20 protein-coding genes are annotated in these 18,783 nt (G+C 69.6%); 11 read left to right on the plus strand and 9 right to left on the minus strand.

Annotated features, from left to right (window positions below; translation table 11 throughout):
* Positions 1 to 35: 35 nt before the first annotated feature.
* A complete protein-coding gene (locus WFI52_RS02225) occupies positions 36 to 515 on the plus strand; it encodes a YbaK/EbsC family protein (protein ID WP_336625216.1) in 480 nt (159 codons plus the stop codon).
* Positions 516 to 537: 22 nt separating this feature from the next.
* On the opposite strand, the gene WFI52_RS02230 is transcribed toward WFI52_RS02225, so the two are convergent.
* A complete protein-coding gene (locus WFI52_RS02230; RefSeq protein ID WP_336625215.1) occupies positions 538 to 1,311 on the minus strand; it encodes an IclR family transcriptional regulator in 774 nt (257 codons plus the stop codon).
* A 52-nt stretch (positions 1,312 to 1,363) separates the two neighbouring features.
* Between WFI52_RS02230 and hutH the strand changes: the two genes are divergently transcribed.
* Genes hutH through hutI form a run of 3 tightly spaced genes read left to right on the plus strand, consistent with a single transcriptional unit; the run spans position 1,364 to position 5,801 of the window.
* Entirely contained in the window at positions 1,364 to 2,947 is a 1,584-nt protein-coding gene (gene hutH / locus WFI52_RS02235) for a histidine ammonia-lyase (protein ID WP_336625214.1), read from the plus strand.
* A complete protein-coding gene (gene hutU / locus WFI52_RS02240; protein ID WP_336625213.1) occupies positions 2,944 to 4,608 on the plus strand; it encodes a urocanate hydratase in 1,665 nt (554 codons plus the stop codon). Before hutH ends, hutU begins: the two co-directional genes overlap by 4 nt.
* A complete protein-coding gene (gene hutI / locus WFI52_RS02245) occupies positions 4,605 to 5,801 on the plus strand; it encodes an imidazolonepropionase (protein WP_336625212.1) in 1,197 nt (398 codons plus the stop codon). The genes hutU and hutI overlap by 4 nt, the downstream gene beginning before the upstream one ends.
* 31 nt (positions 5,802 to 5,832) lie before the next feature.
* Here the strand turns inward: hutI and WFI52_RS02250 are convergent, their stop codons facing one another.
* The 4 genes from WFI52_RS02250 to WFI52_RS02265 are packed head-to-tail and all read right to left on the minus strand — an operon-like array spanning position 5,833 to position 8,874.
* Positions 5,833 to 6,300 carry a SixA phosphatase family protein gene (locus tag WFI52_RS02250; RefSeq protein ID WP_336625211.1) on the minus strand — a complete coding sequence of 156 codons (468 nt, stop codon included), beginning with the start codon at positions 6,298 to 6,300 and terminating at the stop codon, positions 5,833 to 5,835.
* Positions 6,297 to 7,217 (minus strand): arginase family protein, encoded by a 921-nt coding sequence (locus WFI52_RS02255; protein ID WP_336625210.1) that lies wholly within the window; start codon positions 7,215 to 7,217, stop codon positions 6,297 to 6,299. Before WFI52_RS02255 ends, WFI52_RS02250 begins: the two co-directional genes overlap by 4 nt.
* Positions 7,217 to 7,564, minus strand: coding sequence for a gamma-glutamylcyclotransferase family protein (locus WFI52_RS02260; protein WP_336625209.1), 348 nt, complete (start codon positions 7,562 to 7,564; stop codon positions 7,217 to 7,219). Before WFI52_RS02260 ends, WFI52_RS02255 begins: the two co-directional genes overlap by 1 nt.
* Before the next feature lie 38 nt (positions 7,565 to 7,602).
* Positions 7,603 to 8,874, minus strand: a complete 1,272-nt coding sequence (locus WFI52_RS02265; RefSeq protein WP_336625208.1) for a DUF445 domain-containing protein — start codon at positions 8,872 to 8,874, stop codon at positions 7,603 to 7,605.
* A 70-nt stretch (positions 8,875 to 8,944) separates the two neighbouring features.
* Between WFI52_RS02265 and WFI52_RS02270 the strand changes: the two genes are divergently transcribed.
* Positions 8,945 to 9,217, plus strand: a complete 273-nt coding sequence (locus WFI52_RS02270) for a metal-sensitive transcriptional regulator (RefSeq protein WP_336625207.1) — start codon at positions 8,945 to 8,947, stop codon at positions 9,215 to 9,217.
* 168 nt (positions 9,218 to 9,385) lie between these two features.
* Here WFI52_RS02270 and WFI52_RS02275 read toward each other — a convergent pair whose 3' ends face one another.
* Complete coding sequence (locus WFI52_RS02275; RefSeq protein WP_336625206.1) at positions 9,386 to 10,546, minus strand: acyl-CoA dehydrogenase family protein; 1,161 nt, start codon at positions 10,544 to 10,546, stop codon at positions 9,386 to 9,388.
* A 47-nt stretch (positions 10,547 to 10,593) separates the two neighbouring features.
* Here WFI52_RS02275 and WFI52_RS02280 point away from each other — a divergent pair, with 47 nt between their 5' ends.
* The gene (locus WFI52_RS02280; RefSeq protein WP_336625205.1) at positions 10,594 to 10,998 is read left to right on the plus strand and encodes a pilus assembly protein CpaE; all 405 of its coding nucleotides are present in this window, start codon (positions 10,594 to 10,596) and stop codon (positions 10,996 to 10,998) included.
* Between the two features lie 12 nt (positions 10,999 to 11,010).
* On the opposite strand, the gene WFI52_RS02285 is transcribed toward WFI52_RS02280, so the two are convergent.
* Positions 11,011 to 11,766 carry an alpha/beta fold hydrolase gene (locus tag WFI52_RS02285; RefSeq protein ID WP_336625204.1) on the minus strand — a complete coding sequence of 252 codons (756 nt, stop codon included), beginning with the start codon at positions 11,764 to 11,766 and terminating at the stop codon, positions 11,011 to 11,013.
* A gap of 20 nt (positions 11,767 to 11,786) precedes the next feature.
* Positions 11,787 to 13,010 (minus strand): MFS transporter, encoded by a 1,224-nt coding sequence (locus WFI52_RS02290; protein ID WP_336625203.1) that lies wholly within the window; start codon positions 13,008 to 13,010, stop codon positions 11,787 to 11,789.
* Between the two features lie 359 nt (positions 13,011 to 13,369).
* On the opposite strand from WFI52_RS02290, the gene nrdH reads away from it, so the two are divergent.
* The 4 genes from nrdH to nrdF are packed head-to-tail and all read left to right on the plus strand — an operon-like array spanning position 13,370 to position 17,183.
* On the plus strand, positions 13,370 to 13,603 hold the full coding sequence (gene nrdH, locus WFI52_RS02295) for a glutaredoxin-like protein NrdH (RefSeq protein ID WP_336625202.1): 234 nt from the start codon (positions 13,370 to 13,372) through the stop codon (positions 13,601 to 13,603).
* A 1-nt stretch (position 13,604) separates the two neighbouring features.
* Positions 13,605 to 14,036: a class Ib ribonucleoside-diphosphate reductase assembly flavoprotein NrdI gene (gene nrdI, locus WFI52_RS02300; RefSeq protein WP_336625201.1), complete on the plus strand. Its 432-nt coding sequence runs from the start codon at positions 13,605 to 13,607 to the stop codon at positions 14,034 to 14,036.
* The gene (nrdE, locus tag WFI52_RS02305; protein WP_336625200.1) at positions 14,018 to 16,174 is read left to right on the plus strand and encodes a class 1b ribonucleoside-diphosphate reductase subunit alpha; all 2,157 of its coding nucleotides are present in this window, start codon (positions 14,018 to 14,020) and stop codon (positions 16,172 to 16,174) included. The genes nrdI and nrdE overlap by 19 nt, the downstream gene beginning before the upstream one ends.
* A gap of 31 nt (positions 16,175 to 16,205) precedes the next feature.
* Positions 16,206 to 17,183, plus strand: coding sequence for a class 1b ribonucleoside-diphosphate reductase subunit beta (gene nrdF / locus WFI52_RS02310; RefSeq protein WP_336625199.1), 978 nt, complete (start codon positions 16,206 to 16,208; stop codon positions 17,181 to 17,183).
* Positions 17,184 to 17,195: 12 nt separating this feature from the next.
* On the opposite strand, the gene WFI52_RS02315 is transcribed toward nrdF, so the two are convergent.
* The gene (locus WFI52_RS02315; RefSeq protein WP_336625198.1) at positions 17,196 to 18,182 is read right to left on the minus strand and encodes an alpha/beta hydrolase; all 987 of its coding nucleotides are present in this window, start codon (positions 18,180 to 18,182) and stop codon (positions 17,196 to 17,198) included.
* A gap of 175 nt (positions 18,183 to 18,357) precedes the next feature.
* Between WFI52_RS02315 and WFI52_RS02320 the strand changes: the two genes are divergently transcribed.
* Positions 18,358 to 18,762, plus strand: a complete 405-nt coding sequence (locus tag WFI52_RS02320; RefSeq protein WP_336625197.1) for a hypothetical protein — start codon at positions 18,358 to 18,360, stop codon at positions 18,760 to 18,762.
* The last annotated feature ends 21 nt before the right edge of the window (positions 18,763 to 18,783 follow it).

Raw genomic sequence — 18,783 nt, forward strand, 5'->3', positions numbered from 1 at the left:
CGGCGTGTGTAACCCGAGAGCCTTAGGCTGAGCGCATGAGCGACGACTCCCTCCATCCGCGCAGCCGCCTCGTTCAGGACGCCCTGCGGGCGGCCGGCATCAGGGGCGAGATCGTCGTGCTGCCGGATGCCGCGTCGACGGCGGCGCTCGCGGCCGCCGCGCTGGGCGTCGAGGTCGGCGCCATCGCCAACTCGCTCGTGTTCTGGTCGGACGGTGCACCCCTGCTCGTCATGACGAGCGGAGCGCACCGCGTCGACACCGCGGCGCTCGCCGAGCGTCTCGGCCGCACGAGCATCGTCCGGGCGACGGTCGAACAGGTGCGCGAGGCGACGGGCCAGGCGATCGGGGGCGTCGCACCGACGGGGCATCCCGCGCCGCTTCCCACCGTCGTGGACGAGGCGCTCGCCGCCTTCCCCGAGATCTGGGCCGCGGGTGGCACGCCCCACACCGTCTTCCCGCTGACCTACGACGAACTCGTCCGACTCACCGGCGGCACGGTTACGAAGGTCGACTGAACGGGGACGCGCTCTTCTTTCGTCACAGCAGCCGTCGGGCGAGCTCCGCGGCACTCGTTGTCACCGCCGCCACGATCGCGGCCGCATCACGTTCGTCGTCCGCCCAGGTGACGGCGAAGGCGGCGACCGGCCACCCGGCGTGGTCGCGGACGGCCACGCCCACAGAGCGGAGCCCGGGAGTCACCTCCCCGTCCTCGGTCGCGTATCCGTCCGCCCGGACCGCCCGGAGCACCTCGCGCAGCTCCGCCGGGCGCCCCGGACCGCGGCCCGTCCGATCGGCGAAGGCGGTCGCATCCGGGTAGAGCGCCCGCACCTGCTCCCGGGGGAGCGCGGCGAGCATCGCGCGCCCGGTGGCCGTGAGGTGCGCGGGCAGACGCACGCCGACGTCGGTGACGAGGGCCGGCCGGCGCGGCGCGCGCTCCTCGACGATGTAGACCACATCGCGGCCCGTCATCACGGCGAGGTGAGCGCTCTCGCCGGTGCGGTCGGCCAGCCCCGCCACGAGCGGGCGGCCGAGTCGGGCGAGCGGCTGCTGGCGCGCGTACCCGCCGGCGAGCTCGAACGCGGCGGTGCCGAGGCCCCACCGCCCTTCGGCGGCGACGTGCACGACGAAGCCGTGCAGCACCATGACGCCGAGCAGGTGGTACACGCTCGAGCGCGGGATGCCGAGATTCTCGGCGATCGTGCGTGCCGCGACCGGGCCGCGCTGGCGCGAGAGGAACGAGAGGATGCGCAGCGTCTGGTCGGCGGCGGGCACTTGCGGCGCGGGCACCACGTTGTCTGGGATCACAGACACAGAATGCCAGGATCCTCTGTCGAACGCGTGTCGAGCGCGATGGAATCGACGCATGTCTCCCGCCCCCGCATCCGCGACCGCGATCCCCGTCGTCGTCGGCTCCCGCCCGCTCGCCCCCGCCGAGGTCGTCGCCGTCGCTCGATCCGGCGCACGCGTCGAGATCGCGCCCGACGCGATGGCGCGGGTCGCGGCATCCCGCGCCCTCATCGAGCGTCTCGCCGACGACCCCGAACCGCACTACGGCATCTCGACCGGATTCGGGGCGCTGGCGACGACCTTCATCGCGCCCGAACGCCGCCGGCAGCTGCAGGCGTCGCTCATCCGCTCGCACGCAGCCGGCACCGGCCTCGAGGTCGAGCGCGAGGTCGTCCGCGCTCTCATGCTCTTGCGTCTGCAGACCCTCGCCACCGGCCACACCGGTGTCCGCCCCGTGGTCGTCGAGACGTACGCGGCGATGCTCGACGCCGGCATCACGCCGATCGTGCGCGAGTACGGCTCGCTCGGCTGCTCGGGGGACCTCGCCCCGCTGTCGCACGTTGCGCTCGCCGCGCTCGGTGAGGGGCAGGTGCGCGACGCCGCAGGCGAGGAAAGGGATGCCGCCGACGCGCTCGCCGCCGCCGGCATCGCGCCGCTCGTGCTCGAGGAGAAGGAGGGGCTCGCCCTCATCAACGGCACCGATGGCATGCTCGGCATGCTGCTCCTCGCCCTCGACGACCTCGGCACCCTTGTCGACACCGCCGACATCGCGGCGGCGCTCTCGGTCGAAAGCCAGCTCGGGACGGATGCCGTCTTCGCGGCCGACCTCATGGCGCTGCGGCCGCAGCTCGGTCAGGCGGCGTCGGCGGCGCGCCTGCGCGCGCTTCTCGCGGGATCGGAGATCATGGCGAGCCATCGCGATCCGGCCCTCTGCACGCGTGTGCAGGATGCCTATTCGCTGCGCTGCTCTCCGCAGGTGCACGGTGCCGCTCGCGACACGGTGGACCACGCCGCGCTCGTCGCGTCGCGCGAACTCGCATCGGCCGTCGACAACCCCGTCGTGACCTCGGACGGTCGGGTGGAATCCAACGGCAACTTCCACGGTGCGCCGGTCGCGTACGTCCTCGACTTCCTCGCGATCGCGGTCGCCGACGTGGCATCCATCTCCGAGCGCCGCACCGACCGCGCCCTCGACCGCACGCGCAGCAACGGCCTGCCGCCGTTCCTCGCCGACGAGGTCGGCGTGGATTCGGGTCTCATGATCGCGCAGTACGCGGCGGCGGGCATCGTGTCCGAGCTCAAGCGTCTCGCGGTGCCGGCGTCGGTCGACTCGATCCCCTCGTCGGCGATGCAGGAGGACCACGTCTCGATGGGATGGGCGGGTGCGCGCAAGCTTCGCCGCGCGATCGACGGCCTCGCACGCGTCCTCGCGATCGAGATCGTCACGGGGTGCCGGGCGCTGGACCTGCGCGCGCCACTAGAACCCGCACCCGCCACAGCCGCGGTCCGCGACGCGGTACGACGCGCGGGCGTCGCCGGACCGGGTCCGGATCGCTACGTCAGTCCCGATCTCGAAGCCGTCACCGAACTCGTGCTCACCGGCGAGATCGCACGCGCCGCAGCATCCCTCACCGACGACACCGAAGGAGGACGGTTATGAGAGAGCCGATCCGCGCACCGCGCGGTGCGGAGCGCACCGCGAAGAGCTGGGGCGCCGAAGCCGCGAAGCGCATGCTCATGAACAATCTCGACCCCGAGGTCGCCGAGCATCCCGAAGACCTCGTCGTCTACGGCGGCACGGGCCGCGCGGCGCGCTCGTGGGAGGCCTACGACGCGATCATCCGCACGCTCGACGAACTCGAACCCGACGAGACACTTCTGGTCCAGTCCGGAAAACCCGTCGGCGTCTTCCGCACTCATGAGTGGGCGCCGCGCGTGCTCATCGCGAACTCGAACCTCGTCGGCGACTGGGCGACGTGGCCCGAGTTCCGCAGGCTCGAAGACCTCGGCCTCACGATGTACGGCCAGATGACGGCCGGATCGTGGATCTACATCGGCACGCAGGGAATTCTGCAGGGCACGTACGAGACGTTCGCTGCGGTCGCACGCTCGCTCGGGCGCGACAGCCTCGCGGGGACGCTCACGCTTACGGCCGGCGCGGGAGGCATGGGCGGTGCGCAGCCGCTCGCGGTGACCCTCAACGACGGCGTCGTTCTGATCGTCGACGTCGACGAGTCGCGACTGCGGCGCCGCGTCGAGCACGGCTACCTCGACGAGTACACGACCGATCTGGATGCCGCCGTCGCGCGCGTCGTCGCCGCGAAAGCCGCCGGCGATGCGCTCAGCGTCGGCGTCGTCGGCAACGCCGCCGAGGTCTTCCCGGAACTCCTGCGCCGGCACGGCCTCGGTGAGATCGCGATCGACGTCGTCACCGACCAGACGAGCGCGCACGACCCGCTCGCGTACCTTCCGATCGGCATTCCAGTCGCGGAATGGAAGGATGCCGCGGCATCCGACCCGACCACTTTCACCGACCGGGCGCGCGCCTCCATGGCGGCGCACGTCGCCGCGATGGTCGGTTTCCAGGACGCGGGCGCGGCCGTGTTCGACTACGGCAACTCGATCCGGCGCGAGGCCGAGCTCGGCGGCTTCGATCGGGCATTCGCGTTCCCGGGTTTCGTTCCGGCCTACATCAGGCCGCAGTTCGAGGAGGGGCGCGGGCCGTTCCGTTGGGTCGCGCTGTCAGGCGAGCCGGAGGACATCGCGAAGACCGATCGTGCCGTGATGGAGCTCTTTCCCCACGACGCCGGCCTGCATCGCTGGCTCACGCGCGCGGGCGAGACCGTGCACTTCGAGGGACTTCCCGCGCGGATCTGCTGGCTCGGCTACAAGGAGCGCCACCTCGCGGGGCTGCGCTTCAACGAGATGGTCGCGTCCGGGGAGCTCGCGGGTCCGATCGTCATCGGTCGCGACCATCTCGACTCCGGCTCGGTCGCCTCGCCGTACCGCGAGACCGAGGCGATGGCGGACGGTTCCGACGCGATCGCCGACTGGCCGCTGCTCAACGCGCTTCTCAACACGGCGTCGGGCGCGTCGTGGGTGTCGATCCACCACGGCGGCGGCGTCGGCATCGGCCGCTCGATCCATGCCGGACAGGTCACCGTCGCCGACGGCACCGCTCTCGCCGCTGAGAAGATCGAGCGCGTTCTCACGAACGATCCCGGGACGGGCGTCATGCGGCATGTGGATGCCGGCTATCCGCGCGCCCGCGAGGTCGCCCGGGAGCGCGGTCTGACGATCCCGATGCTGGACACGCCGTGACATCCCTGCTGGTCGCGGGGATCGGCGAGCTGACGACGAACGTCGTCGGCGCCGGCGACGACCCCGCCGACGCGACCGGCCTCATCCGCGACGCCGCGATCCGGATCGAGGACGGCATCGTCGCGTGGGTCGGGCGCGCGAACGATGCGGAGGCCGCCCCCGACGCTTGCGGCGTCGAGCGGGTCGTGGATGCCGGAGGGCGGGCCGTCGTGCCCGGGTTCGTCGACAGCCACACGCACCTCGTCTTCGGCGGCGACCGCGCGGACGAGTTCGAGGCGCGCATGGCCGGAGTGCCGTATGCCGCGGGCGGCATCCGGCGCACAGTCACCGCGACTCGGGCGGCGACCGACGACGACCTGCGCGCGCGGCTGGCCGGGTTCGAGGCCGAGCTCCACGCCCAGGGCACGACGACGTTCGAGGTGAAGACGGGGTACGACCTGACTGTGGCGGGGGAGGCGCGCCTCGCTCGCCTCGCCGCGGAGGTCACCGACGAGGTCACCTTCCTCGGTGCGCACGTCGTGCCCGCCGAGTACGAGGGCGATCGCGCCGCCTACGTCGACCTCGTCTGCGGACCCATGCTCGACGCGGTCCGTCCGTACGCCCGGTGGGTCGACGTCTTCTGCGAGACCGGCGCGTTCACGCCCGCCGAGAGCGAGCGGATTCTGCGGGCGGGGCGCGACGCGGGGCTCGGCGTGCGCGTGCACGGCAACCAGCTCGGCTATGGCGCAGGCGCGCGGGTCGCCGCCGTCGCGGGCGCGGCATCCATCGACCACTGCACCTACCTCAGCGACGCGGACGTCGCGGCTCTCGCCGCGGGCGACGTCGTCGCGACGCTGCTGCCCGGCGTTGAGTTCTCCACGCGACACCCCTATCCCGATGCGCGCCGCTTGATCGACGCAGGCGTGACCGTCGCGCTCGCGAGCGACTGCAACCCCGGTTCGAGCTTCACGAGCTCGATGCCGCTCATGGTCGCCTTGGCTGTCCGCGAAATGGGCATGACGGTCGCCGAGGCCGTCTGGGCCGCGACGGCGGGCGGTGCGCGCGCCCTGCGTCGGGGCGACGTCGGACACCTCGGCGTCGGCGCCCGCGCCGACCTCGTCGTGCTCGACGCGCCCTCCCGCACGCACCTGGCGTACCGGCCCGGCGTGCCGCTCGTGCACGCGGTGTACCGCGGCGAGATGCCGGTGCGCTGAGCGGAGCGGGGCGGGCCGTCGGAGGCGGTCGTCAGGGACTGTCGAAGGTCCAACTGTCGGGGTCGATCGCCTCCGCGACATCCCAGTCGTCGCTGGTCCACACGAAGGTCGCCACGGCGCACGTGGTCATGTGACCGATGCCGCCGCCGGAGAGCCGCTCCGCGAGCACCGTCATGCCCGGGTCGTGAGCGACGACGGCGACGCGGTCGACGCCGCGCGCAACGGCTGCGCCGAAGATCCTCGACGCCGGGGCGCCGTAGAGCTCCGGGTCGAGCTCGGGCTCGAGGCCCAGCGCCTCGCCGAAGAACGCGGCGGTGGTCCGCGCGCGCAGGGCCGTCGAGGAGAGGAGCGCCTGCGGGCGCACCGCCGACACGGCGAGCCGCCGAGCGAGGGCGGGAGCATCGCGCAGGCCGCGCGCATTGAGCGGCCGATCGTGATCGTCGAGCGCGGGGCTGCCCCAATCGCTCTTCGCGTGTCGGACGAGGACGAGCGTGGTCATGCGTGCTCCTTCCGGGCGTGCACGCCGGCGAGCAGGTCGAGCACGCACAGCGCGGCGAGGCGCACGGTGCGCCCGTCGGCGGCATCCGCGGTCGCGTCGACCTCGACGATGTCCGCCGACCGCACGCGCGCGTCCGTCGCGAGAGCGCGCACGAGCGCGCGCAGTTCCCACGCGGCCAGTCCACCGGGCACCGAAGCCGGACACCCGGGCGCCACGGCGCGGTCGCAGACGTCGACGTCGACGTCGAGATGGATGCCGCGACGGGCGTCGGGGGAGGCCGCTCCGCCGCCTCCCGCCACCTCCAGAGCTTCAGTGACCACGTCGTCGATACCTCGGCGCCGGAGGTCGTCGAGCGTGATGGCGCGGATGCCGAGGTCGGCGGCGCGCCGCGCGTACGCGGCCGAGTTGGCGAAATCGGCGATGCCGATCTGCACGATGCGCGCGGGATCGAGTCCGTCTTCGACGAGGCGGCGCACGGGCGAGCCGTTCGAGACTCCGTCACGCAGGTCGAAGTGCGCGTCGAGGGTGATGAGCCCTGCGGCATCCGCCCCCTGCGCTACCGCGTAGGTGATCGAGTTGTCGCCGCCGAGGGCGACGACGAGGTCGGATGCCGCGGACAGCGTGCCGACGCGGGCGCGCAGCTCGCTTTCGCCGCTCGGCCCATCCGGCTCGGAGACGTCGCCGGCGTCGGCGATCCGCAACGCATGTGCGAGATCGATCGGCGGGGGTCCCATGAGCGTCGGGCTGTACCGGCGCAGAGCGTCGCGGACCGCGGCGGGGGTGGCGTGCGCACCCGTCGGTGAGAGCGACGTCCGCCAGGCAGGGGCGCCGAGGACGACGGCATCCCAGGGCTCACCTTCGGCGGGCGCGGGCCAGTCGCCGGCGCGCGGCCAGAGAGGATCGTGGGAGAGGGCCATCAGCCGACGTACACCCAGGCCTCGCGGCCGCTCGTGAGCGCGACGGAGATGCGGCGATAGAGCGAGACCTCGTAGGCGTCGGCGGCGTCGAGTTCGGCGGCGCTCACGTGCAGCACGACGCCGGTCACCTTGTCGAGTGGATTGCCCGTCGCGCGCAGAACAGGGTGCACGGACAGGCCCGAGACGTCGACGACGCGCTGATCCTCGATCTCGACGTAGTCGATCGTGTAGCCCGGCAGCGCGTCCGGTTCGCCCGCGACGAGGCGGCCGAACGTGTCGAGCTGCACCTCGGCGTGCTGCAGCGTGCCGTATGTGAACAGCAGCTGATCTGAGGGTTCCACGCTCACGTCTCCACGCTACCGCGGTGCCCGCGTGCGAGCGAGGGTCACACCAGCACGGCGTGCGCGATCGCGAAGATCACGAGCCCCGCGAGGGCTCCCACGATCGTGCCGTTGAGGCGGATGTACTGCAGGTCGCGGCCGACCATGAGCTCGATCTTCTCGGTCGTCTCGGCGGGGTCCCACTTCTCGACCGTGTCGGTGATGATCGACGCGATGTCGTGGCGGTAACGGTCGACGAGGAATACGGCGGCATCCGCGACGCGGGCGTCGACCCGCGCCTGGAGCGCGGGGTCGACGACGAGCCGGTCGCCCACCTCCACGAGAGCGGCGGTGACGCGCCGACGCAACGCGCTCTCGGGGTCGGCGAGGCTCTTCAGGAGCCCGGACTTCGCCGTGTTCCAGGCCTCGGCGGCGAGCTCACGCACGCGCGGGCTGTCGAAGACCGCGCTCTTGGCGTCTTCGAGGCGTCCGATCGTTGCCGGATCGTGCTGCAGGTTGCCCGCGAGGCGCGTGAGGTACTTGTCGACGGCGTGCCGGGCGGGGTGCTCCGGGTCGCGCTGCACCGCGTCGACGAACTTGACTGCCTCGTGATAGACCGTGTCGTCGACGAGGCGCATCGCCACGGACGGCACCCACGAGGGCAGACGACGCGACACGAGTCCCGAGAACGACTCACGGTTCGCGTGCAGCCAGGTCGCGAGACTGTCCACGCCGAGGTCGACGGCGCCGTGATGCGCCCCTGCCTCCACGACGCGCTCCATCCAGCCGCCGATCGTCGGGGCCCACTCCGGGCTCAGCAAGTGCTCGCGCGCGAGGTCGCTGATGAGGTCTTGGACCTCGTCGTCGCTGAGTGCGTTCAGGATGCCGGTGGCCATCGCCGACGCCTCGCGGGAGAGCAGCTCGGCGTGCTCGGGATCGCGCAGCCACTCGCCGGCGGTCGCGGCGATCTTCGTGGATTCGAGCTTCGCGCGCACGACGGAGCCCTCGAGGAAGTTGGTCTCGATGAACTCGCCGAGGCTTCGTCCGATCTCGTCCTTGCGCTTCGGGATGATCGCCGTGTGGGGGATCGGGATGCCGAGGGGGTGGCGGAACAGCGCCGTCACAGCGAACCAGTCGGCGAGGGCACCCACCATGCCGCCCTCCGCCGCGGCGCGCACGTAGGCCATCGCGGGGATGCGCTCCTGCGTGACGAATGCGACGACGAACAGCACCGCCATGAACACGAGCGCCCCGAGCGCGACACCCTTCATGACCCGGAGCGACCGCCGCCGCTCCTGATCGGCGGGGCTGAGGAGCGCTGTGGGGGTGCGGGGCATGGGGCAAGTCTGACACGCACCCTTCGCCCGGGCCGGGATCCGTCCGCTGCGCGAGGCGTATTCTGGCGGCGTGATCGACGACATCAAGAAGCGCGCCCGCCACCGCACGGCCATCATCGAGGGTCAGGTGCGGGGGCTCGCGAAGATGATCGAGAACGAGGACTACTGCATGGACATCATCGCCCAGTCCCGTGCGATCCAGAAGGCACTGGCATCCCTCGACAAGCTCCTCGTCGAGAACCATCTGCGCACCCACGTCGCGCACATGTTCGCCGAAGGCGGCGCCGAACGCGACCAGGCGGTCGCGGAGCTCCTGAAGGCCTACGACTTCGACACCCGCTGACGTCGCGCGCGGGGGGGATGCGCCGTGCGGGTGCCGTGGGTCGTGCGCAACTGCAAGGGATCGTAGGCGACACGCCGAGCGGATGCCGTTCGGTGCGGCGTGTCCGTCACGATCCCTTGCAGTTGCGGCTCGGTTGGGCACCGCGTCACTCGGGCGCCCTGTCTTCCGTCAGCCGGCGACGGGCCCGAGCCACGCGGCGGCCACGGTCGAGTGCGCCGACTCGGGGTCGGAGGGGTGGAACATGCCGGCGAGCACGTCGCGGTAGAGGCGCGACAGTTCCGACCGCGTGAAGTACGACGACCCGCCCGCGACCAGCATGGCCTCGTCGACGACCTGCTTCGCCGCGACGACGGCGCGGTGCTTGAGACCCGCCAGCTTCGCGAACCACAGCGCACCATGGTCCGCCCGCGCATCGACGTCGGCGGCCAGCGCGGCGATCTGGGGGAGGAGCGCGTCGTAGGCGAGCGCCATCTCGGCGATACGCCAGCGGATGTCCGGGTCGTCGCTGTAGGCGAGCCCGGTCTTCTTCGAGCGGCGACCCTTCGCAACCTCGACGGCGAGGTCGAGTGCGCGCCGCGCGACGCCGGTGTAGACGGATGCGAGAAGGATCTCGAACACGCTGAAGATGCCGAAAACGATCGGGTCGGGGTTCGGCCCCGGGGCGACCCGTCGCACGACGCGGTTCGCGGGCGCCACCGCTTCGTGCAGCTCCGTCGTGCGAGATTGGGTGCCGCGCATGCCGACCGTGTCCCAGTCGTCGCGCGTCGTCACGGCATCCGTCCGCGGAACGAACGCGTAGACCATCTGCGGACCGTCCGGCGAGGTGGTGTCGAGGCCGTGCAGGCCGAGCTGGGTCCACGCGGGGGCGAGCGATGTGAAGATCTTCGTGCCTGTGAAGGCGTACGACCCGTCCGGCCGCGGTTCGGCCCCGGTGTCGCTGCCGAACAGAACGAGATCGTTGCCCGCCTCGCTGATCCCGAACGCGAACACCTCGCCCGCTGCAGCCCCGTCCTGCACGAACTCGAGGCCGGGGATGCCGCGGTCCGAGAACACCTTCGCGACCCCCGTCCACACGAGGTGCATGTTGATCGCAAGGGCCGTCGCGGGCGCCGCCGTCGCCAGCCGCTGCTGGAGGACGGACGCCTCGGCGAGACCGAGCCCCGCGCCGCCTCGCTCACGGGGGACGAGGATCGAGAGGTACCCGGCATCCTTCAGGTCGGCGAGGTCCTCCTCGGGGAAGCGGTTCTCGGCGTCGACGGTCGCCGCCCGCGAGCGGATGCGCTCCAGCAGCTCATCGGACAGGTACGCGGCGGGATCGAAAGCACTCACCCTTCCATCCTGGCCCTACCCGACGTGACGACGGGCAGGATGGAGGCATGATCTCCACCGATCTCGCGCTCGCCCTCCGTGACGCAGGGCTCGTGTGGCATCCCGCCTCCGGCGATCGATTCCAGCTCGACGAGCCGGAGTTCGAGGCCGACGTGTACACGGTGAGCGAGATGACGATCGAGCCGCGGAACTACCCGACCGGCGTGATCCTCGCCTTCAACGGCACGACGGAGTGGGCGCTCGATTCGGTTGCCCTCGAGGATGCGCTGTGGCTCCCGCGCGAGGACCAGCTGCGGGAGCTCTTGCGTGCGACCTTCCGCTCCCTCACCCGACTCGAGGACGCGTACCGGGTGGATGCCGTGATCCAGGGTGAGCCGCTGTCGTTCGAGCACCCGGAACCGGCCGACGCCTACGCGCTGGCGCTGCTCGCGCTCGTCCGTCGCAGCGCCTGAGCCCCGTCGACGTCAGGCGAGCGCTGCGGCGAGGTGGGCGAGGGTGTCCTCGGGCTTGTCGCGGTGCGGGGAGTGCCCGGCACCGGTGACGACCGACATCGAGACGACCGGGTTCTGCAGCACCTCGTCGGCGAGGGCCCCCTGGAAGATCGAGTAGACCTTCGGGTCGCTCGCGATGATATGTGTAGGTGCTGTCAGTCGCGCGACGGCGGCCCGCACGTCCCACGGCGTGTTCTGCGTGCTCGTCTGCTCGACCGCCCACCGGCTCACCTGCTGGGCGGAGAGCGCCTTCAGCTCGATGTCCTGCTCATGCCAGTGCGGGTGCTCGTCGCGAACGGCTCCGGCGGAGGTGTCGGCGAACGAGCGCTGCTGGCTGTTGCCCACGACGGCGCGGTCGTGGTCGGAGAGGTGGATCGCCGGATCGATCAGGACGAGTCGCCGCGTCCACGCCGGGGTCGCCGCGCTCGCTGCGGTCGCGGCGGCGCCGCCGAGGGAGTGCCCGATGACGAGGTCCCACGGCTCGCCGTCGGGCGCCGCCGTGTGCAGCACGTCAGACGCGTACGCGTCGATCGTGTAGTCGAGCGCGCGAGGAGCGGTGCCGTGACCGCGCAGGTCGACGGCGGTGGCGTGCCACCCGGCATCCGCGAGCCACGCGCCGTAGCGCCACATGAGCGCCCCGTTGGAACCGAGGCCGTGGATGAGGAGGGCGTGGCGCGGCGCGTGCGGCGCGCCCCAGGAGAGTCGGGGAAGCGTGACGGGAACGGGCATGCAGCCAGCCTAAAGCGACCTCACGTGATGGTCTGAACCGGTTCGGTGTCGGGGATCGGGCTCGCATCACGGCCACGCAGGTCGAGGAAGCCCCGCACGAACACGACGGCGACGATCGCGCCCACGAGTGCGAAGCCCGCAGCCGCCGCGTACGCGCCCGTCACCCCGACATCGTCGATGAGGAAGCCGGCGACGGCCGAGCCGAGAGCGGCTCCGATCAGTTGACCGGTGCCGATCCAACCGTAGGCCTCCGCCGTCTCGCTGAACTTGACGGATGCCGAGGTCATCGCGAACATCACCGCGAGAGCCGGGGCCACGCCGACGCCCGCGATGAGGAGGCAGAGGCTCACCCACCACGGTGTGGCTGCGCTGATCTCGCCGACGAAGAGCACGGCCGCGGCGAGGCCGACGGTGACGATCACGAGGCGCCGCGCCATCGCCCAGGGGCCCATGGGGATGTGGCCGAACGCGAGACCGCCCGCGAGGGACCCGATCGAGAAGACGGCGAGGACGAGGCCCGCCTCGATGCCGCCGTGCCCGAAGGTCGCCACGACCGCTGCCTCGACGGCGGCGCACGCGCCGATGAGGAGGAAGCCGATGACCGTGCCGAGGAGAACCATGGGCTTGCCGAGGACCTTGCCGAACGCACGGCGGCTGCGCGGGATGCGCACTCTGCCGACCTCGGGGGAGAGGATGAACCACGCGCCGCCCCCGACGAGGATGACGACGATCAGCAGGAGCGCCGGGACCGTCCCCGCCTGCGTCGCGACGAGTGTGATGACGACGGGCGCGAGGATCCAGATGATCTCCTGCAGGCTCGCGTCCAGGGAGAAGAGCGCCGTGAGCTGGCGCGCGTTGACGAGCTTGGGGTAGATCGTGCGCACCGCGGATTGCACGGGCGGGGTGGAGAGGCCGGCCAGAAGGCCGAAGATCATGTAGCCGACCACGCCCATCGGGACGAGTGCGAGGACCAGCAGGGCCGCGGCGCACACCGCCGTCGTGAGGGTGAGCACGCGGCGGATGCCCCAGATCCCCATCCACCTGCTCGTGACGGGTCCGGCGGTCGCCTGACCGATGGATGCCGCCGCGAGGACGAGGCCCGCCGCACCGTACGAACCGGTCTGCTGCTCGACGTGCAGAAGGATCGCGAGGCTCGTCATTCCGTTGGGGAAGCGCGCCGTCAGTTGTGCGGCGATGATGCGCGCGACCCCGGAGGTGCGCAGGAGCTCCCGGTATCCCGCCACCCCACAACGCTACTCGCCCGGCCGGGGCCTCGGCGACACGCCGCGACACGCCGATGGCGCTCTCCACAGGCGAATTCGATGTCGGAACCCCCGCGTAGCGTCCGGACTGGGGATGGATGCCGGCGGAGGTGACGACTTCAGCGTGAATCAGGTGTTTTCCAGGTTCGAGATCGCCCTCGCGGCTGTGGATGAAACGGTGGACAAGTTGTGTTGTACCTGGGGAGAGCGGTGAAAAACTACACGGATGTAACTACTAGCCCTTGTGGTGCTTCCGAGTGTCGGTACCCATATGTAGTATTGGACTCCCGGCGAAGGACAGTCGGCCAACTGGGCGAGAAGTGAGGGGAGAACGGATCGATATGGCGATCACGGTTTACACGAAGCCGTCGTGCGTGCAGTGCAACGCGACGTACCGGGCACTGGACTCGAAGGGCATCGAATACGAGGTTCTCGACCTGTCCGAGGACGCTGCCGCGCTCGAGCGCGTGAAGTCGCTCGGCTACCTGCAGGCACCGGTCGTGGTGACCGACGAGGACCACTGGTCGGGCTTCCGTCCCGACAAGATCGACGAGCTCGCGAGCCGTCTGGCCTGAGATGCCGACACTGACGAGCGCCCCGCTGCTCGTCTACTTCTCGAGCACGTCCGGCAACACGGCGCGCTTCATCGAGAAGCTGGGGCTCCCCGCCCGACGCATCCCGCTCTTGCCCACTGACCCCCGGATCGAGGTCGACGAGCCGTTCGTGCTCGTCACCCCGACCTACGGGGGCGGGCAGGGGCGCGGCGTCGAGAAGGGCGCCGTCCCCAAACAGGTGATCCGCTTTCTCAACGAGGAGAAGCACCGTCACCTCATCCGTGGAGTGATCTCCGCAGGCAACACCAATTTCGGCGAGCACTTCTGCGTCGCCGGCGACATCATCAGCCGCAAGTGCACCGTGCCGCACTTGTACCGGCTCGAACTTTTCGGCACGCCTGAGGACGTCGCACGCGTGAGCGACGGATTGGAACGATGGTGGACACAGCAGTGACCGAGGCGCCTTTCAAGACCGACACGAGATTCGACGGGCTCGACTACACGGCCCTCAACGCGATGCTCAACCTGTACGGCGCCGACGGGCAGATCCAGTTCGACGCCGACAAGCGCGCCGCGCGGGAGTACTTCCTGCAGCACGTGAACCAGAACACCGTCTTCTTCCACTCCCTCAAGGAGCGTCTCGACTATCTCGTCGAGAAGGAGTACTACGAGGGCGCCGTGCTCGAGAAGTACCCGCTGGAGTTCATCCAGTCGCTCAACGACCGCGCCTACGCCGCCAAGTTCCGCTTCGAGACGTTCCTCGGCGCCTTCAAGTACTACACGAGCTACACGCTGAAGACCTTCGACGGCAAGCGCTACCTCGAGCGCTTCGAGGATCGTGTCGTCATGACGGCGCTCGGCCTCGCCGACGGCGACCAGCGCCTCGCTGAGCAGCTCGTCGACGAGATCATCTCCGGCCGCTTCCAGCCCGCGACCCCGACGTTCCTCAACACGGGCAAGGCGCAGCGCGGAGAGCTCGTCAGCTGCTTCCTGCTGCGCATCGAGGACAACATGGAGTCGATCGCGCGCGGCATCAACTCCGCCCTCCAGCTCTCCAAGCGCGGTGGCGGCGTCGCCCTGCTGCTCTCGAACATCCGCGAAGCGGGGGCTCCGATCAAGCAGATCGAGAACCAGTCCTCCGGCATCATCCCCGTCATGAAGCTGCTCGAAGACAGCTTCAGCTACGCCAACCAGCTCGGTGCGCGCCAGGGCGCGGGCGCCGTCTACCTGTCGGCCCACCACCCCGACATCCTGCGGTTCCTCGACACGAAGCGCGAGAACGCCGACGAGAAGATCCGCATCAAGACCCTGTCGCTCGGTGTCGTCATCCCCGACATCACGTTCGAGCTCGCCAAGAACGGCGAGGACATGTACCTCTTCTCGCCGTACGACGTGGAGAAGGTCTACGGAGTGCCGTTCGGCGACATCTCGGTCACCGAGAAGTACCGCGAGATGGTCGACGACGCCCGCATCAAGAAGACGAAGATCAACGCGCGCGAGTTCTTCCAGACCCTCGCCGAGATCCAGTTCGAGTCTGGCTACCCGTACATCATGTTCGAGGACACGGTGAACAAGGCCAACCCGATCAAGGGTCGGATCAACATGTCGAACCTCTGCAGCGAGATCCTGCAGGTGAACACTCCGACGACCTACAACGAGGACCTCTCCTACGCCGAGATCGGCAAGGACATCTCGTGCAACCTCGGGTCGATGAACATCGCGCTCGCGATGGACGGCAAAGACCTCGCGGGCACGGTGGAGACCTCGATCCGGGCGCTCACCGCGGTCAGCGATCAGAGCCACATCGCCTCGGTGCGCTCGATCGAAGACGGCAACGACCGCTCGCACGCGATCGGCCTCGGCCAGATGAACCTGCACGGCTACCTCGCGCGCGAGCACGTCCACTACGGCTCGGAAGAGGGCCTCGACTTCACGAACATCTACTTCTACACGGTGCTCTTCCACGCGCTGCGCGCCTCGAACCAGATCGCGATCGAGCGCGGTACGACGTTCGACGGATTCGCGGACTCGACGTACGCGTCGGGAGAGTTCTTCGACAAGTACACGGATGCCGCGTGGCAGCCTCAGACCGAGAAGGTGAAGGAGCTGTTCGCCGGCATCCACATCCCGACGCAGGAGGACTGGCAGGAGCTCAAGGCCTCCGTCCAGAAGCACGGCATCTACAACCAGAATCTGCAGGCCGTGCCGCCGACCGGCTCGATCTCCTACATCAACAACTCGACGTCGTCGATCCACCCGATCGCGTCGAAGATCGAGATCCGCAAGGAAGGCAAGATCGGTCGCGTCTACTACCCGGCGCCGTTCATGACGAACGACAACCTGGAGTACTACGAAGACGCCTACGAGATCGGCTACGAGAAGGTCATCGACACCTACGCGGCCGCGACGCAGCACGTCGATCAGGGTCTGTCGCTGACGCTCTTCTTCAAGGACACCGCCACGACGCGCGACATCAACAAGGCGCAGATCTACGCGTGGCGCAAGGGCATCAAGACGATCTACTACATCCGCCTGCGGCAGATGGCGCTGGAGGGCACGCAGCTCGACCAGTGCGTCAGCTGCATGCTGTGACCCGCGTTCCCACTCAAGGACAGATGAAGAGATGACTCCCGAACCGCTCAAGCTCGTCGACCACGTGCAGGCGATCAACTGGAACCGCATTCAGGACGACAAGGACCTCGAGGTCTGGAATCGCCTCGTGAACAACTTCTGGCTGCCCGAGAAGGTGCCGCTCTCCAACGACGTGCAGTCGTGGGCGACCCTCACGCCGGAAGAGCAGACCACGACGATGCGGGTGTTCACCGGCCTCACCCTCCTCGACACGATCCAGGGGACCGTGGGCGCCGTGTCGCTCATCCCCGACGCGATCACGCCCCACGAGGAGGCGGTGTACACGAACATCGCCTTCATGGAGTCGGTGCACGCGAAGAGCTACTCGTCGATCTTCTCGACGCTCGCCTCGACGCCCGAGATCGATGACGCGTTCCGTTGGTCGGTGGAGAACCCGAACCTGCAGAAGAAGGCACACATCGTCATGGACTACTACCGTGGCGACGAACCCCTCAAGCGCAAGGTCGCCTCGACCCTGCTCGAGTCGTTCCTCTTCTACTCGGGGTTCTACCTGCCGCTGCACTGGTCGTCGAAGGCGAAGCTGACGAACACCGCCGACATCATCCGCCTCATCATCCGCGACGAGGCCGTGCACGGCTACTACATCGGCTACAAGTTCCAGAAGGGTCTCGAGCAGCTGGGGCAGGCGGAGCGCGACGAGCTGAAGGACTACACGTTCTCGCTGTTGTACGAGCTCTACGACAACGAGGTGCAGTACACGCAGGACCTCTACGACGGCATCGGCCTCACCGAAGACGTCAAGAAGTTCCTGCACTACAACGCGAACAAGGCGCTCATGAACCTCGGCTACGAGGCGATGTTCCCGTCGACCGTGACGAACGTGAACCCCGCGATCCTCTCGGCGCTCTCGCCCAACGCTGACGAGAACCACGACTTCTTCTCGGGGTCGGGCTCGTCGTACGTCATCGGCAAGGCCGTCGCGACGGAAGACGACGACTGGGACTTCTGAGAGCGGCCGTGCTCAGCGCGCGCTGACCGGCGCGACCCTCGAGAGGAAGTCGAGGGTCTCGGTCAGCGCGTGCTGAGCCTCGGGCAGATCGAGGTGGAACTGGTACTCGTGCTGCAGTGCCGGCGTGTGATCGGCGGGCCAGAACAGGGTCGTGACATCCACGCCCTCCTGACGGAGGCGCTGGGACATCGGGATGCCCTGCAACCAGGTCAGTCCGTCGCCGTTGCCCCCGCCGATGAACGTCGGCGGAAAGTCGGCGGTCACGAAGTCGATCGTGGACATCGTGGCGCCCGCGCTCTCGACGGACCAGTCCTTCGTGCCGGTGTAGGCCCACAGCGACGTCGAGAAGCCCCAGCCGATCAACCCGCGAAGATTCGCCATCGCGCGCAGGTCGTACACCCCGCAGTCGAGGACGACCCCGGCGATCTGCGACGCGGAAAGCGCTGAGCGGATGCCGAGAAGCTCGTCGTAGTCGGGGTTGGTGGCGAGAACCGCCATCTGGCTCGCCAGCTGCGCCCCGGCCGAGTCGCCCGCCAGGACGATCGTGTCGGGATCGGCCGACAGCTCGTCGGCGTGCGACGTGATGAAACTCAGGGCGTCGGTGAGCTGGCGCACCGCCGTCGGATAGGTGCGCTCCGGTCCGAGGCTGTAGTTCACTCCGATGGCCGTGTAGCCCTCGGCGGCGAGGATCTGCAGGTACGGGTCGACGTTCGCGCTCGACCCCGACACCCACGCGCCGCCGTGGATCCAGACCACCGTCGGATGCCGCTCGCCCGCCGGCGCGGTCGTGAACAGATCCAGCGTGGTGTCGGAGCCGTCGTGGCCGTACGCGACACCGAGCTGGGTGCGCAGCGGAGTGTCCGGCACATGACGCTGCATCTCCGCGGCCGTGGCAGCCCCGCTCTGCTCGAAAACAGTGCGAACGATCATCGTCGCGGGCCACGGCGTCGCGACGAACGCCGCGCTGAGGCCGAGTGCGACGACCGCAGTCCATCCCAAGCGCCGAGGCCAGCGCCGCGGCCGCGAGCCGAAGTCAGGGTCGAGCAGGGTCCGTCCATGCCCTCGTGGCCGTGTCATCGCTCTCCTCGTCTCTCCGGCTCAGTGTGGCAGGTGCCCGCTCGCCACGCGACGACCGTCCCTCGGGGCTTTCCGCGGGCACACGTAGGGTGAGGGGATGACGCGCACCGTCGCACGCTTCTTCCTCGCCGCGCTCCTCCTCGTCGCCGGCGCCGCCCACCTGTCGATCCTGCGGCGCGGATTCCGCATCGTGGTGCCCGATTGGGCGACGCGCCTCCTCCGCACCGACAAAGACACCATCGTGGTGGTCTCGGGTGCTGCGGAGCTTGCGCTGGGAGCGGCGCTCGTCGCGCTGCCGCGCGAGCAACGGCGCGTCGGCGTGGCGGTCGCCGCCCTCTTCGTCGCCGTCTTCCCCGGCAACATCCACCAGTGGCTCACGTGCGCGTCGGCGCCTGCACTCGACACCGACGCCCGGCGACTCGGTCGGCTGTTCCTTCAGCCGCTGCTCGTCGTCTGGGCTCTGTGGTGCACGACGCCGCGCGCTGGCGCACGACGGGGGTGAGTGGTCGGCGGTCGGCCGTGC

The sequence above is a fragment of the Microbacterium sp. MMO-20 genome, from assembly GCF_037147735.1.
In the GTDB taxonomy this organism is placed as follows: Bacteria; Actinomycetota; Actinomycetes; order Actinomycetales; family Microbacteriaceae; genus Microbacterium.

What these genes read in the sequence shown, in the direction of transcription:
- nrdH (WP_336625202.1), top strand. Translation starts at nt 13,370, where the DNA reads ATGGCGATCACGGTTTACACGAAGCCGTCGTGCGTGCAGTGCAACGCG.
- nrdE (WP_336625200.1), top strand. Translation starts at nt 14,018, where the DNA reads ATGGTGGACACAGCAGTGACCGAGGCGCCTTTCAAGACCGACACGAGA.
- WFI52_RS02320 (WP_336625197.1), top strand. Translation starts at nt 18,358, where the DNA reads ATGACGCGCACCGTCGCACGCTTCTTCCTCGCCGCGCTCCTCCTCGTC.
- WFI52_RS02280 (WP_336625205.1), top strand. Translation starts at nt 10,594, where the DNA reads ATGATCTCCACCGATCTCGCGCTCGCCCTCCGTGACGCAGGGCTCGTG.
- nrdI (WP_336625201.1), top strand. Translation starts at nt 13,605, where the DNA reads ATGCCGACACTGACGAGCGCCCCGCTGCTCGTCTACTTCTCGAGCACG.
- WFI52_RS02285 (WP_336625204.1), bottom strand. Translation starts at nt 11,766, where the DNA reads ATGCCCGTTCCCGTCACGCTTCCCCGACTCTCCTGGGGCGCGCCGCAC.
- WFI52_RS02255 (WP_336625210.1), bottom strand. Translation starts at nt 7,217, where the DNA reads ATGGCCCTCTCCCACGATCCTCTCTGGCCGCGCGCCGGCGACTGGCCC.
- nrdF (WP_336625199.1), top strand. Translation starts at nt 16,206, where the DNA reads ATGACTCCCGAACCGCTCAAGCTCGTCGACCACGTGCAGGCGATCAAC.
- WFI52_RS02225 (WP_336625216.1), top strand. Translation starts at nt 36, where the DNA reads ATGAGCGACGACTCCCTCCATCCGCGCAGCCGCCTCGTTCAGGACGCC.
- hutH (WP_336625214.1), top strand. Translation starts at nt 1,364, where the DNA reads ATGTCTCCCGCCCCCGCATCCGCGACCGCGATCCCCGTCGTCGTCGGC.
- WFI52_RS02250 (WP_336625211.1), bottom strand. Translation starts at nt 6,300, where the DNA reads ATGACCACGCTCGTCCTCGTCCGACACGCGAAGAGCGATTGGGGCAGC.
- WFI52_RS02265 (WP_336625208.1), bottom strand. Translation starts at nt 8,874, where the DNA reads ATGCCCCGCACCCCCACAGCGCTCCTCAGCCCCGCCGATCAGGAGCGG.
- hutU (WP_336625213.1), top strand. Translation starts at nt 2,944, where the DNA reads ATGAGAGAGCCGATCCGCGCACCGCGCGGTGCGGAGCGCACCGCGAAG.